Source organism: Microbacterium oleivorans, from assembly GCF_023715745.1.
In the GTDB taxonomy this organism is placed as follows: Bacteria; Actinomycetota; Actinomycetes; order Actinomycetales; family Microbacteriaceae; genus Microbacterium; species Microbacterium oleivorans_D.
In genome coordinates, this window is sequence record NZ_JAMBOV010000002.1 from 267,676 (window position 1) to 281,396 (window position 13,721).

The window sequence follows — 13,721 nt, forward strand, 5'->3', positions numbered from 1 at the left end:
CATCACATTTTTTGATGTACCGTCACGATCTCCGCTATTTGCAGACCTCCCGCCGCGGTGCCGATCCTGGACGAACCCGCCCGACACCTGTTCCTGGAAGGACACGCATGTTCCGCTCCACCCGCTTCCCCCGTACGGCCGCCGCGGTCGGGATCGCCGCCGCATCCGCCTTCGCATTCACCGCCTGCGCCTCCACCGGCGCGACCGCCGGCTCGGCCGCCGGCACCGACACCGTCGGCATGGGCATCCAGCCCTGGCTCGGTTACGGTCCCTGGTACATCGCCGACGAGAAGGGCTACTTCGCTGACGAGTCCGTCGACGTGACCATCACCAACTTCATGAACGACGCCGACATGAGCGCCGCCTTCGCGTCGGACCGGATCCAGGTCGCCAACGTGGCGAGCCACACCGCCCTGCAGCTCAAAGAGCAGGGGCTCGACATCTCGATCGTCCTGCTGCTGGACGCGTCGCTCACCGCCGACGCCATCCTGACCGACGGCAGCATCACCGATGTCGCCGACCTCAAGGGCAAGAACGTCGCCTTCGAGGAGGGCTCGGTCAGCAACCTCCTGCTCGGGTACGCGCTGGAGGAGGCGGGGCTCAGCCTCGACGACATCACGCCGGTCCCGATGGACCCCTCCGAAGCTGCGACCGCCCTCATCGGTGGCAGCGTCCCCGTCGCCGTCACGTATGAGCCCTACATCTCGGAGGCCAGCCAGGCCGGCGATTTCGAGAAGATCTTCACCGCCGCCGAGAAGACCGGACTGATCAGCGACGTGCTGATCGTCGACAACGGCTACCTGGAGGAGAACCCCGAGGCCGTCCAGAAGGTCGTGAACGCCTGGGGCCCGGCCGTCGACTTCTACAACTCCGACACCGATGAGGCTCGCTCCATCATCGCGGAGAACGTCGGCAGCGATGTCGACGCGCTCGCCACCGCGTTCGACGGTGTCGAGTTCTACTCGCTCGCCGACAACAAGGAGCGCTTCGGCGGCGACTACGCGGAGTCGGTCCTGCCCGCCGTCGAAGAGGTCGCCACGAAGATCGGCCTGCTCGAGGGCGGTGCGGACCTCGCCGCGCTCATCGACACGGAGTTCGTCGAGAACGCCCCGTGACCCTCACCTCGACCCCGGAGGTCACTCCTATGACCATCACCCCTCCGACGGCTCCCGTCGCGCGCCGGTCGCGCGCGGCGGGCTCCGCCCGGCCCGTGGTCGGCGCGCCGCTGACGCGTCGGCAGTACCTCATCACCGCGGTCACCGGCTTCGTGGCCCTGGTCGCCGTGTGGACCGCGATCACGGTGTCGGAACTGGTCAACCCGCTGTTCCTGCCCTCGCCGATCGCCGTCGTGCAGAAGCTCGGAGAGCAGGCGGCGAACGGCGAGCTCTGGTCCGACATCGGCGTGAGCACGTACCGGGTGATGGTGGGCTTCCTCGCCAGCACCGTCCTCGCGATCCCGCTCGGCCTTCTGTGCGGCGCGCTGGTGCGCGTCGAGGCAGCGGTCGAACCCATCGTCGACTTCATTCGCTACATGCCGGTGGTCGCCTTCGTGCCGCTCACGATCCTGTGGGTCGGAACCGATGACGCGCAGAAGTTCCTCATCATCTTCCTCGGCACGTTCTTCCAGCAGGTGCTGCTGTTCGCGGACGCCGTCCGCCGCGTCCCGGTGTCCTACCGCAACCTGGGGGCGACGCTCGGCCTCAGCCGCGGCCAGATCCTGCTGCGCATCGTGCTGCCGTCCGCTCTGCCGCGCATCTGGGATGCCCTGCGCATCAGCCTCGGGTGGGCGTGGACCTGGCTGGTGGTGGCCGAACTCGTCGCCGCCACATCCGGAATGGGCTACCGCATCACGCAGGCGCAGCGCTTCCTCGAGACCGACCTCATCATCGGCTACGTCATCGTGCTCGGCCTGCTCGGCCTCGTGTTCGACCAGATCATGCGCGCGCTCGGCCGCCGCTTCTTCCGCTACATGAAGGGACGCTCCTGATGTCCGCGACCGCCGTCCTCACACCCAAGGTCCGCATCGACGCCGTCGACAAGCGTTTCGGTGACGTCCACGCCCTCAGTGAGGTCTCGCTGACCCTCGGCGATCAGGAGTTCGTCTCAGTCGTGGGTGCCTCCGGCTGCGGCAAGAGCACGCTCCTGTCGATCATCGCCGGGCTCGAGTCGCCGACAGCCGGCGAGGCATCCATCCAGGGCACCCCCATCCAGGGGCCCGGGCGCGACCGCGGCGTCGTCTTCCAGTCCGCGACGCTCCTGCCCTGGCTGAGCGCCATCGACAACGTCGTCTTCGCCCTGCGCGGCGAGCCCGGCATGACGCGCCGTCAGCGCGTGGACCGTGCACGGGACGTTCTCGCTCAGGTCGGACTGTCGGGCTTCGAGGACTCCTATCCCGCACAGCTCTCGGGCGGCATGCAGCAGCGCGTCGCGCTGGCGCGCTCCCTCGCGTACGGTCCCGAGGTCCTCCTCATGGACGAGCCGTTCGGTGCCCTCGACGCGCTCACTCGTCGCACCATGCAGGAGCTGCTGACGACCGTCTGGGAACGCAACCGGATGACGGTCATGCTCATCACGCACGACATCGAGGAAGCCGTCTTCCTCTCCGACCGCGTCGTCGCGATGACCCCCCGGCCGGGCAAGGTCCGTGCCGAGTTCACGATCGACCTGCCGCGTCCGCGCGACCCCGAGATCATCGGCAGCCCCGAGTTCCACCGGTACTACAGCGACATCCTCGGCCTCATCCACCATGGCTGATGCCTTCGACTACGTCGTGGTCGGAGGCGGGACGGCGGGGTGCATCGTCGCCGCCCGGCTGAGCGAAGACCCCGACGTGTCGGTGTGCCTGATCGAAGCGGGTCCGAGCGACGAGTACGAGGAGCGCGCGGGTTCCATCCGCCGCTGGGCGGAGATGCTGGAGGGGGAGTACGACCGGGACTACCGCAGCGTTCCGCAGGAACGCGGCAACTCCGGCATCCGTCAGGCCAGACTCCGCATCCTCGGGGGATGCTCCACCGCGAACACGATGATCACCTGGCGACCCCTGCGCGGCGACCTCGAAGAGTGGGCGGCGCTCGGCGTCGAGGGGTGGGACTACGACACGGTCTCGCGCGCGTTCGACCGCGTCGTCGGACCGATCGGTCCTGTTGCCGTCCAGGATCGCAACCCGTACATCGCGGACGCGGTCGAGGCAGCGGCATCCGCTCTCGGGCTCACGCGGCGGGAATCGTGGAACGACACCGAGTTCACCGAGGGCGCCGGGTTCTTCGAGATCGGGTACGACCCGGCGACCAACCTGCGCTCATCCACCTCCCGCGCCTACCTGCACGGTGTCGAGCGCCCGAACCTCACGCTCATGCTCGAGACCACGGTCGACGCCGTCGTTCTCGACGACGGGCGCGCCGTCGGCGTCCGGGTGGAGGACGGGATCGTCTCGGCGAGGCGAGAGGTCATCGTCAGCTGCGGCGCGATCGATTCGCCCGCGCTCCTCATGCGCTCGGGGATCGGGCCCTCGCAGGTGCTCGCCGAGGCGGGCGTCGCCGTCGCGGTCGATCTCCCCGGTGTCGGTGAGAACCTGCAGGACCATGCGGAGGGTCTGATCGTGTGGGAGGCGACGGGGGAGCGCAGCGACGTGTGCGCAACGGGGTGGGACGCCGGCTACGTCTTCCGCGTCGATGCCGACAGCATTGTTCCGGATGTCTCGACACACATCCCGCTCGAATCGTGGACGGTCCACGCCGAGAATCACGGTGCGGTGATTCCGGAGAACAACGTGTCGTTCGCGCCGAACGTCGCGAAGCCGCGCAGTCGCGGCCGGGTGTGGATCACGTCCGCCGACGCCGACGCCGCTCCTCAGATCGACTACCGCGCGTTCACCGACCCTGAGGGGCGGGACGAACGGATGCTGGTCGCCGGCGTCCGTCGGGCACGCCAGGTCGCGCTGCAGGAACCGTTCGCCTCGCACGTGGTCCGCGAGGTGTTCCCCGGCCCGGGCGTCCAGACCGACGAGGATCTGTCAGCCGTCCTTCGCGCCACGCACCAGACGGTGTACCACGTCTCGTGCACCTGCCGGATGGGGGCCGACGACGACGCATTCGCCGTCGTGGACAGTGAGCTCAAGGTGCGGGGCGTGCAGGGTCTGCGCGTCGTGGATGCATCCGTGTTCCCGACCGTCACCGCCCTGAATCCGGTGGGGACGGTGATGGCCGTCGCGGAGCGCGCCGTCGACCTCGTCCGCGCCGATGCGGCGTCCTGACGTCGTGGGACCGATCCCATAGACTCATCGTCGGCTCCCTCCATGGACACCGACACCCCGAACCCCGCTGAACCGCGCCGCGACGTCCAGGGCCTGCGCGCCCTCGCCGTCCTCGCGGTCATCGGCGCACACGCCGCCGGGTGGCCGGCGGGCGGCGTCCTCGGCGTCGACGTGTTCTTCGTGATCTCCGGCTTCCTCATCACCGGGATGCTGCTGCGCGAGGCGGGGGAGACGGGCCGGATCTCGCTGCGCGGGTTCTACGCCCGTCGCGCTCGCCGGCTTCTGCCCGCGGCGCTCGTGGTGCTCATCACCGTCGCGACCGCCGCGTGGTTCCTGTTCAACCGCACGCGTGGCGAGCAGGCGCTGTGGGATGCCGCCTGGGCCGCCCTCCTCACATCCAACTGGCGTTTCGCTGCGCTGGGCACGGACTACTTCGCCGACACCGGCGCGGTCTCACCGCTGCAGCACTTCTGGTCGCTCTCCGTCGAGGAGCAGTTCTACCTCGTGTGGCCCGTCCTGCTGATCGGGCTGCTCGCCCTCCTGGGGCGAGGTCGACTCCGCGCCGTGGCGGCCACGCTTGCCGTCACCGTCGTCGCCGGATCCTTCGGGTGGGCTCTGATCCAGTCCGACACGCAGGCGACCGTCGCCTACTTCTCCACGCTGACGCGCGCGTGGGAGCTGGGAGTCGGTGCGGTCGTCGCCGCGTGCGCGCCGCTCCTGCGCAGGCTCCCGCGCGCCCTCGGCGGCGCGCTCCAGTGGGTCGGTCTCGGCACCGTCGTCGCCTCCCTGCTGCTCATCGACCCCGCGGGAGGCGGGTTCCCGGCGCCATGGGCGGCCGCACCCGTCGCCGCGACCGCGCTGGTGCTCGCCGGCGGCGTCGCGGGCGACCCCCGGCATCGCCACCTCCTGCCGCTGTCCAACCCGATCGCCGTCTTCCTCGGCGACGCCTCGTACTCGCTGTACCTCTGGCACTTCCCGGTCGTGGTCTTCGCCGAGGCGCTGCTCCCGACTTCCGAGATCCGCCTCTGGATCGTCCTCAGCGCCTCCCTCGTCCTCGGGCTCGCGTCCTACCTCATCGTCGAGCAGCCCCTCCGGTACGCGCCGTTCCTCGGTGGGATGCCGCGGGGCGCCGCGGTCCCCGGGCCGGCCCGCGCGCCGATCGAACCGCCGCGAGCGGCGACACCGGCGCCCGCGGCGACACCGGCACCCGCCGCGACGCACCGGCCGGCTGGATGGACACCCGGGACGCGGTACTACCCCGGGCAGACCCGACCGAGCGCGCCGGCGCCGGAGCCCTCCAGGGCGATCGCGGCGCCCGCGCCGTCGACGCCCACGGCTGCTGTTGTGCCCACGCCTTCAGTGTCGACGCCCCTGGCGGCGGCAGCAGCCCCGGCCGAATCCGCGGGGCTCGCAGCCTGGCGCGAGCGCTTCGGCGGCCAGGTCTTCCTCGCCACCGCCGGGCTCGTCATCATCGCCCTCGCCGGCGCCCTGTGGGTCACCGCGTCGGGTCACGGCCCGCGGATCACCCTGCCTGAGACGGCGCCCGCGCCGTCCGCTCCCACCGTCGTCGGCGACCCCGGTGTCGACCTGCAGGCCGAGCTCGCCGCCGCCGTCACCGCCGACGCCTGGCCGGCGCTCGACCCGTCGCTCGATCGGGTCATGAGCGCCTCGTCCGGCGCGAACCCCGCGCATGCGTGCTTCGATCCCGGCGCGACGCCCGACCCGGCCTCGTGTTCGTGGGGGAGCGGTGACGCGCCCCTGCACATCTGGGTCGTCGGCGACTCGACGGCCATGGCGTACGCGCCCGCCTTCCGAACGATGGCGGACGACAGCGCCGGCGGCATCCGCGTCACCGCGATGGGGATGTACGGATGCCGCTTCACCGACGTCCTGGTCGAGAACGACGACCCGCAGGTCATGGCGAGCTGTCAGGAGCGCAAGGCCGCCGTGCGGTCGATGATCCTGGTCGACCGCCCCGACCTGGTCGTCATGTCGAACGCGTTCACCCTCGGCCACACGGTCGCCGGTCAAGACCTGTCGGCTGACGCGCTGATCGCCGCGCAGAGACGCGAGGCCGCGACCTACGAGATGGGTGATCGGATGCTGTTCCTCGCCCCGCCGCCGCAGGGCGTCAGTCTGACCGCCTGCTACACGCCGTCCTCTTCGCCCCGGGCGTGCGACAGCGCCGTCGACGGCACCTGGCGCACGATGGAGGCGATCTCGGAGTCGTCGGCGAAGACGGACGGCGGCCACGCGCTGTCGTCCCTGCCGTTCACCTGTGCCGACGAGGTCTGCCCGCCCTTCGCGGGGACGATCCCCACGAAGTACGACCAGACGCACCTGACGGTCGAGTACGCACAGCACATCGCCCCCGCGCTGCGGCAGGCGCTCGATGGGATGGGGCTGCTCGAGGCGCCGCGATAGACTCGGGCGCATGGGAACGATATTCGCAGCGCCGACGACGGCGTTCGTCTTCTCGGTCCGCAACCGCCGCGCCTGACGGCGCGTCGCTGGTTCCGTGTGATCGCGCCGTCTTCCGGGATGTCCTCGCACCCCGGCAGCGCGTCCTTCCCCGTACCCGCTCACCGGGGTGCTCCGATCCTTCTTTTGGAGCGCTCATGCGTACCCGTTCCGTCCACGGCGGCCGCCACGAACTCGGCCAGAATTTCCTCATCCACCAACCCACGATCGACCGGGTCGCTGCGCTCGTCGCGGCGACCGACGGCGCGATTCTCGAGATCGGCGCGGGTGGCGGCGCACTGACCTCCGCGCTCGCCGGACTCGGTCGCGACCTCTGCGCGATCGACATCGACGAGCGCCGCATCGCCGAGCTCCGCCGGGCGCACCCGGGGGTGCGTGTCGCGCACGCCGACGCCCTGCGGCATCCGCTCGATGCGGCGGTGATCGCGGGCAATGTCCCGTTCCACCTCACGACGCCGATCCTGCGGCGACTGCTCCAGCGCCCCGTCTGGCGCGACGCCGTCCTGCTCACCCAGTGGGAGGTCGCGCGCAAACGCGCCGGCGTCGGCGGCGGCACCCTGCTCACCGCACAGGCGGCGCCGTGGTTCGAGTTCGCGCTGCACGGCCGGGTTCCCGCGCGCGCGTTCCGGCCGATGCCGAGCGTCGACGGCGGCATCCTCTCCATCACCCGGCGTGGTTCACCGCTCGTCCCGCTCGCGGAGCGCCGCGCCTATGAACGGTTCGTCGGCGACGTCTTCACCTCGCGCGGACGGGGGATGGCCGCGATCCTCTCGACGGCGAGGCGGATGCCGCGGCCCGCAGCGCGGCGCGTGCTCGACCGAGTCGGGATCGAGCACGACTCCCTTCCACGCGATCTCAGCGCTCGCCAGTGGTCGGGTCTGTGGCACGCGAAGGACTTCTGACAGGCTCCGTTGCATCCGCACGACGAGGTCATCTCCGTCCTCGCGACCGTCGACGAGGTCCGCCGACAGATCGCCGAGGAACGATCGCGCAGGGTTAGCCTTGGTCACCATGACCATTCAGCACACCGTCGTGTTCGCCCTCCACCACGCGGAGGACTCCTCGGAAGAGAAGACGTTCCTGACGGACGCCCAGCGGTCGCTCACGGCGATCCCCGGGGTGCAGCAATTCCGTGTCAACCGTCAGATCAGCGACAAGAGCGACCTGCGCTGGCAGTTCACCATGCTCTTCGACGACCAGGACGCGTACGACGCGTACACCGCGCATCCCGACCACGTCGCCTTCGTCGAGAGCCGCTGGCAGCACGAGGTGCGTGCCTTCCAGGAGTACGACTTCGTCGCCGGCGACTGATCCGGCTCAGCGCTCCGCGCGCACCTCGGCCAGCGACGGGTAGTCGGTGTAGCCGACGGCCCCGCCCGTGTAGAAGTACTCCGGCCGCGGCTCGTTGAGCTCGGCCCGCTGCTCCCACCGAAGGGCCAGGTCGGGGTTCGCGATCGCGGGACGGCCCACCGCCACGGCGTCGGCCCAGCCTTCGAGCACGAGCTCTTCGGCCTCCTCACGCGTCGTGATCGTGCCGAAGCCGGAGTTCACGATCGACGGTGCGGCCGCCTCGTGCCGGATCCGCTGGACGATCGTGCTCTTCGGGTCGGCGTGCAGGAGGTCGACGAACGCGAGACCGAGCGGGGCGAGACCCTGGGCGAGCGCGGTGTAGGTCGCGAGGGCGTCCGCGTCGTCCGATTCGAGCACACCCGGGATCTGGTGCTGCGGTGAGAGACGGATGCCGGTGCGCCCCGCCCCGACCGCGTCGGCGACCGCGCGGGTCACCTCGACGGCGAAACGTGCGCGGTTCTCCGGGGACCCGCCGTAGACGTCGTCGCGGACGTTCGACTCGGGGGAGAGGAACTGGTGCACGAGGTAGCTGTTCGCCCCGTGGACCTCGACGCCATCGAAGCCCGCGGCGATCGCGTTGCGCGCCGCCTGCACGAACTGCTCGACGACGCCGGAGACCTCCGCCGTGCTCAGCGCGTGGGGGACGGGCAGGGCGACCTTGCCGTCACGAGTGCGCCCCTCACCGGGAGAGGCGATCGCGCTCGGGCCGACGACGCGGTCGACCCCCGAGATCGCAGGGTGCGAGACGCGGCCGCCGTGCATGAGCTGCATGACGATCGTGCCGCCCTCGGCGTGCACCGCGTCGGCGACGCGGCGCCAGCCCTCGATCTGCTCGGGCGTCTCGATGCCGGGCTGCCCGAGGTACGACATCCCCTCGCGCACCGGCCAGGTGCCCTCCGAGACGATGAGACCCATGCCGGCGCGCTGCCGGTAGTACTCGACCATGTCGTTCGTCGGCACGCCGTCGTCGCCCGCCCGTGTGCGGGTCAGCGGCGCCATGACGACGCGATTGGAGAGGTCCAGATCACCGAAGACGGCGGATTCGTACAGGCTCATGCTGAGGGGGAACGACACCGGCCGACCGTCGTATTCCACGACGCCCGATACGATCGCCCCCATGCCGCCTTCCTTCCGTCCTGTCCGCGTGTGCCTCCTCGGTGGAGGACGTGACGACGACCACGTCGTCCCCCTGCTCACCGACGCCCTCGTGGGTGCGGGGCGCGTCCGAGTGCTCCTCGTCATCGAGGCGGATGACCACGAGTCGGTTCCGCGGTGGCGACGTCTCGCGCAGCTCGCCGGTGCCGACGCCGAGGTGGTCAGCCTCGTCGAGGGTGATCGGTTTGAGACCGAGGACGTGCAGGACATCGACGCACTCGTCGTCGGCGGCGGGTTGACCCCCGCCTACGCACGCGCCTTCGCCGATGTCGCACCGCTCGTGCGCGAGCGCGTGGCGGGCGGGATGCCGTACATCGGCTTCTCCGCAGGGTCGGCGATCGCGGCATCCTCCGCTCTGGTCGGCGGGTGGCGGCTCGACGGCGTGCCCGTGGCGAGCGAGGACGCCGCCGAGGAGGAGGACGAGCTCCTCGTCGTCCCCGGACTGGGTCTCGTGCCCTTCGCCGTCGACGTCCACGCCGCGCAGTGGGGCACCGTCACCCGGCTGACCGCCGCCGTGGCCGCCGGGCTCGTCCCGTCCGGTTACGGCGTCGACGAGCACACCGCGCTCGTCGTCACCGACCCTGGCAGCACGCCGACAGTCGCCGGACTCGGCGCCGCCTGGCACGTCGCACCCGGCGGGCGGTCGGCCCTCGTCACTCGGCTGACCGCCCGCGGGTGAGACGGGCTCACTCGGTCGGCGCGTTCTCCTCGACCGGCGCGTCGACGAGATCGTCGTGCGCCTGCTCGAACTGCGATCGGTACAGGCGGTAGTACGCGCCCTGCGCTGCGATGAGCTCCTCGTGCGTGCCCTTCTCGACGATGTCGCCGTGCTCCATCACGAGGATGAGGTCGGCGTCGCGGATCGTCGAGAGGCGGTGCGCGATGACGAACGAGGTGCGCCCCTCGCGGAGCGCGGCCATCGCGTGCTGCAGCAGCAGCTCGGTGCGGGTGTCCACCGATGAGGTCGCCTCATCGAGGATCAGCACGGCCGGCTGGGCGACGAACGCGCGGGCGATCGTGATCAGCTGCTTCTCGCCCGCCGAGACGTTCGAGGCGTCCTCGTCGAGCATGGTGTCGTAGCCGTCGGGAAGCGACCGGACGAACCTGTCGACGCGCGTCGCCACTGCGGCATCCACGATCTCGTCGTCCGTCGCCGACTCGCGGCCGTAGCGGATGTTCTCGCGGATCGATCCGGCGAACAGCCACGGATCCTGCAGCACCATGCCGGTGCGGGAGCGGACGTCGTCGCGGGAGAGCTGGGCGATGTCCTGCCCGTCGAGGAGGATCCGGCCGCCGTCGAGCTCGTAGAACCGCATGAGCAGGTTCACGAGCGTCGTCTTTCCTGCACCCGTCGGCCCCACGATCGCGACCGTCTGACCCGGCTCCACCCGGAAGGAGAGGTCCGTGATGAGCGGGTGCTCCGGGGTGTAGGAGAACTTCACGTGCTCGAACTCGATGACACCGCGGCCGTCGCCCCGGGCGGGGGCGTCGGCGGCATCCGGATCCTGCTCGTCGGCGTCGAGCAGCTCGAACACCCGCTCAGCCGAGGCGGTGCCCGACTGCACGACCGCCGCCATGCCACCGAGCTCCGACAGCGGCTGAGTGAACTGCTGCGAGTACTGGATGAACGCCTGCACGTCGCCGAGCCGCAGCTGGCCGCTCGCGACCTGCAGACCGCCGAGGACCGCGATGCCGACGTACGTGAGGCTGCCGATGAACGTCATGCCGGGCATGATCATGCCCGACAGGAACTGCGCCTTGAACGCGGCCTGGAACAGCTCCTCGTTCTCCTCCTGGAACTTGGCCTGCGCGTCGGCCTCGCGACCGAACACCCGCACGAGCGAGTGGCCGGAGAACGACTCCTCGACGCGGGCGTTGAGGCGACCGACCTTGCGCCACTGCACCCCGAACGCCTTCTGCGACTTCGGTCCGATGATGCCGAAGATGACCGCCATGAGGCGGAGCGCGACGAGCGCGACGATAGCGAGCTGCCACGAGATCGAGAACATCATCACGAGCACACCCACGACCGTGAGGATCGCGGTCAACGCGCCCGAGAGCGACTGCTGCATCGTCTGGGTGATGTTGTCGATGTCGTTCGTGACGCGGGAGATCAGTTCACCGCGCTGCACCCGGTCGAAGTGCGACAGCGGCAGCCGGTTGAGCTTCGCCTCGACCTGCTCGCGCAGCCGCCACATCGTGCGGACCATGATCACGTTGATGACGTAGCCCTGCATCCAGGTCAGGACCGCCGAGACGACGTAGATCACGAGAACCCACGTGATGACGACCTTCAGTGCGTCGAAGTCGACACCGGCGCCCGGGGCGTAGTTCTGCATCGCCCCCACGATGTTGGCGAAGTCGTCCTGGCCCTGAGAGCGCAGCGCGGCGACGGCCTCCTCCTGCGAGAGGCCCGCCAGCGCGGGGTTCTGCCCGAGGAAGTTCGACAGGAAGCCTTCGAAGACGATGTTGGTCGCCTCGCCCAGCACCTTCGGGGCGATCACCGCGAGCACGACGCCGATCGCGCCGGCGACCGTGACGAGTCCGAACCACCACTTGAACGGGGAGAGCAGACCGATCATGCGGAAGAAGCTCGGACCGAACTGCGACGCCTTGCCCGGGGCGACGGAGTCCCAGCTGCCGCTGTTGAGGCGTGCCTGTTCGGCGAGCTCCGCCTCGGCGCGCTCCTCCTCGGTCATCTCCTTCTCGGGCGCGCTCATGCGTCCACCCCCAGCTGCGATTCGACGATCTCGCGGTACGTCGCGTTCGAGGCGAGCAGTTCGTCATGCGTGCCGACGCCGACCATCCGACCGCCGTCGAGCACGACGATGCGGTCGGCATCCGTGATGGTCGACACGCGCTGCGCGACGACGATCTTGGTCACCTGCGGCAATTCGCGCCACAGCGCCTGCCTGAGCTTCGCGTCCGTCGACAGGTCGAGAGCCGAGAACGAGTCGTCGAAGACGAGGATGTCGGGCTGATGCACGATCGCGCGCGCGATCGACAGACGCTGACGCTGCCCGCCGGAGACATTCGTGCCGCCCTGCGCGATGCGAGCGCCGAGACGGTCATCCATCTCCTCGACGAAGTCACGCCCCTGCGCGATCTCGAGGGCGTGCCAGAGCTCGTCATCGGTCGCGTCCTCGCGCCCGAACCGCAGGTTCGAGGCGACGGTCCCCGTGAACAGGAAGGCCTTCTGCGGCACGAGACCGATGCCCTTCCACAGCTCGTCGAGGTCGGCGTCACGCACATCGACACCGGCGACCCGCACCGACCCGCTCGTGACGTCGAACAACCGCGGGAGGAGAGACACGAGCGTGGTCTTGCCGGCGCCGGTGGAACCGACGATCGCGACCGTCTCACCGCGTGCGGCGGAGAAGCTCACGCCCGCGAGGACCGGCTCATCGGCTCCGGGGTACGTGAAGGTGACGTCGTCGAACTCGACGGTGCCGGGCGTCGGGAACTGCGAGACCGGCTGCGCCGGCTTGACGAGGCCGCCCTCGACGGCGAGGACCTCGCCGATGCGGTCGGCCGACACCGCGGCGCGGGGGATCATGATCGTGATGAACGTCGCCATGAGCACGCCCATCAGGATCTGACCGATGTACTGCATGAAGGCGAACAGGGTGCCGATCTGCACGGACCCCTCGTTCACCTCGATGCCGCCGAACCAGATGACCCCCACGACGGTGACGTTCAGGATCAGCATGGCGAGCGGGAACATCAGGACGAACAGCGAGCCGACCTTGCGGCCGACGATCATGATGTCGGTGTTCGCGCCGCGGAAGCGCTCCTCCTCGATGCGCTCGCGCACGAAGGCCCGGACCACGCGCACACCGGTCAGCTGCTCGCGCATGATGCGGTTCACCGCGTCGAGCTTCTTCTGGTAGCTGCGGAACAGCGGCACCATACGGCTGATGATGAGCATGCCGACGACCAGCAGCGTCGGCACCGAGACGCCGATCAGCCAGCTGAGGCCGACGTCCTGCTGCAGCGCCATGATGATGCCGCCGATCGCCAGCAGCGGTGCGGTCACGAGCATCGTCGCGCCCATCATCGCGAGCATCTGCACCTGCTGCACGTCGTTGGTGTTGCGGGTGATGAGCGAGCCGGCCCCGAACTGCGTCACCTCGCGCTCCGAGAAGCCGCTCACCCGCTGGAAGACGTCGCGACGGAGGTCGCGCCCGACGGCCATCGCGGCCCGGGCGGCGAAGAAGGTGGCGATGATCGAGGCGACGATCTGCCCCAGAGCGATGGTCAGCATCAGGACACCGTGCGACCAGATGTAGCCGATGTCGCCGCGGGTGACGCCGTTGTCGATGATGTCGGCGTTCAGGCGGGGAAGGTACAGCGCGGCCATCGCGGACGCGAACTGGAAGACCAGCACGCCCACCACCAGCCAGCGATAAGTGCGCAGGTAGCGCACCAGAAGGGTTCCGAGCATACGAATCAGAGTGCCACCGGCCGCCGACATCCGCGTCCC

10 protein-coding genes and 1 pseudogene are annotated in these 13,721 nt (G+C 69.8%); 8 read left to right on the forward strand and 3 right to left on the reverse strand.

Annotated features, from left to right (window positions below):
• The first annotated feature begins 107 nt into the window (after positions 1 to 107).
• From M3190_RS06075 to M3190_RS06105, 7 genes and pseudogenes are all read left to right on the forward strand, one after another.
• The gene (locus M3190_RS06075; RefSeq protein WP_251579583.1) at positions 108 to 1,115 is read left to right on the forward strand and encodes an ABC transporter substrate-binding protein; all 1,008 of its coding nucleotides are present in this window, start codon (positions 108 to 110) and stop codon (positions 1,113 to 1,115) included.
• A gap of 29 nt (positions 1,116 to 1,144) precedes the next feature.
• Positions 1,145 to 1,987 carry an ABC transporter permease gene (locus tag M3190_RS06080; RefSeq protein WP_251579586.1) on the forward strand — a complete coding sequence of 281 codons (843 nt, stop codon included), beginning with the start codon at positions 1,145 to 1,147 and terminating at the stop codon, positions 1,985 to 1,987.
• Positions 1,987 to 2,754, forward strand: coding sequence for an ABC transporter ATP-binding protein (locus tag M3190_RS06085; RefSeq protein WP_251579588.1), 768 nt, complete (start codon positions 1,987 to 1,989; stop codon positions 2,752 to 2,754). The genes M3190_RS06080 and M3190_RS06085 overlap by 1 nt, the downstream gene beginning before the upstream one ends.
• Positions 2,747 to 4,252 (forward strand): GMC family oxidoreductase, encoded by a 1,506-nt coding sequence (locus M3190_RS06090; RefSeq protein ID WP_251579590.1) that lies wholly within the window; start codon positions 2,747 to 2,749, stop codon positions 4,250 to 4,252. Before M3190_RS06085 ends, M3190_RS06090 begins: the two co-directional genes overlap by 8 nt.
• A gap of 42 nt (positions 4,253 to 4,294) precedes the next feature.
• Positions 4,295 to 6,676 (forward strand): acyltransferase, encoded by a 2,382-nt coding sequence (locus M3190_RS06095; protein WP_251579592.1) that lies wholly within the window; start codon positions 4,295 to 4,297, stop codon positions 6,674 to 6,676.
• A gap of 194 nt (positions 6,677 to 6,870) precedes the next feature.
• A pseudogene (gene erm / locus M3190_RS06100) lies at positions 6,871 to 7,733 on the forward strand (23S ribosomal RNA methyltransferase Erm).
• A gap of 11 nt (positions 7,734 to 7,744) precedes the next feature.
• The gene (locus tag M3190_RS06105) at positions 7,745 to 8,044 is read left to right on the forward strand and encodes a Dabb family protein (protein ID WP_251579596.1); all 300 of its coding nucleotides are present in this window, start codon (positions 7,745 to 7,747) and stop codon (positions 8,042 to 8,044) included.
• Positions 8,045 to 8,050: 6 nt separating this feature from the next.
• Here the strand turns inward: M3190_RS06105 and M3190_RS06110 are convergent, their stop codons facing one another.
• Positions 8,051 to 9,139, reverse strand: a complete 1,089-nt coding sequence (locus M3190_RS06110) for an alkene reductase (protein ID WP_251580413.1) — start codon at positions 9,137 to 9,139, stop codon at positions 8,051 to 8,053.
• Between the two features lie 61 nt (positions 9,140 to 9,200).
• On the opposite strand from M3190_RS06110, the gene M3190_RS06115 reads away from it, so the two are divergent.
• A complete protein-coding gene (locus M3190_RS06115; protein WP_251579606.1) occupies positions 9,201 to 9,917 on the forward strand; it encodes a Type 1 glutamine amidotransferase-like domain-containing protein in 717 nt (238 codons plus the stop codon).
• Positions 9,918 to 9,924: 7 nt separating this feature from the next.
• Here M3190_RS06115 and M3190_RS06120 read toward each other — a convergent pair whose 3' ends face one another.
• Positions 9,925 to 11,958, reverse strand: coding sequence for an ABC transporter ATP-binding protein (locus M3190_RS06120; protein WP_251579608.1), 2,034 nt, complete (start codon positions 11,956 to 11,958; stop codon positions 9,925 to 9,927).
• The gene (locus M3190_RS06125; RefSeq protein ID WP_251579610.1) at positions 11,955 to 13,682 is read right to left on the reverse strand and encodes an ABC transporter ATP-binding protein; all 1,728 of its coding nucleotides are present in this window, start codon (positions 13,680 to 13,682) and stop codon (positions 11,955 to 11,957) included. The genes M3190_RS06120 and M3190_RS06125 overlap by 4 nt, the downstream gene beginning before the upstream one ends.
• Positions 13,683 to 13,721 lie beyond the last annotated feature (39 nt).

Coding starts and splice junctions, on each gene's coding strand:
- M3190_RS06085 (WP_251579588.1), top strand. CDS start 1,987: ATGTCCGCGACCGCCGTCCTCACACCCAAGGTCCGCATCGACGCCGTC.
- M3190_RS06110 (WP_251580413.1), bottom strand. CDS start 9,139: ATGAGCCTGTACGAATCCGCCGTCTTCGGTGATCTGGACCTCTCCAAT.
- M3190_RS06115 (WP_251579606.1), top strand. CDS start 9,201: ATGCCGCCTTCCTTCCGTCCTGTCCGCGTGTGCCTCCTCGGTGGAGGA.
- M3190_RS06080 (WP_251579586.1), top strand. CDS start 1,145: ATGACCATCACCCCTCCGACGGCTCCCGTCGCGCGCCGGTCGCGCGCG.
- M3190_RS06075 (WP_251579583.1), top strand. CDS start 108: ATGTTCCGCTCCACCCGCTTCCCCCGTACGGCCGCCGCGGTCGGGATC.
- M3190_RS06090 (WP_251579590.1), top strand. CDS start 2,747: ATGGCTGATGCCTTCGACTACGTCGTGGTCGGAGGCGGGACGGCGGGG.
- M3190_RS06105 (WP_251579596.1), top strand. CDS start 7,745: ATGACCATTCAGCACACCGTCGTGTTCGCCCTCCACCACGCGGAGGAC.
- M3190_RS06125 (WP_251579610.1), bottom strand. CDS start 13,682: ATGCTCGGAACCCTTCTGGTGCGCTACCTGCGCACTTATCGCTGGCTG.
- M3190_RS06120 (WP_251579608.1), bottom strand. CDS start 11,958: ATGAGCGCGCCCGAGAAGGAGATGACCGAGGAGGAGCGCGCCGAGGCG.
- M3190_RS06095 (WP_251579592.1), top strand. CDS start 4,295: ATGGACACCGACACCCCGAACCCCGCTGAACCGCGCCGCGACGTCCAG.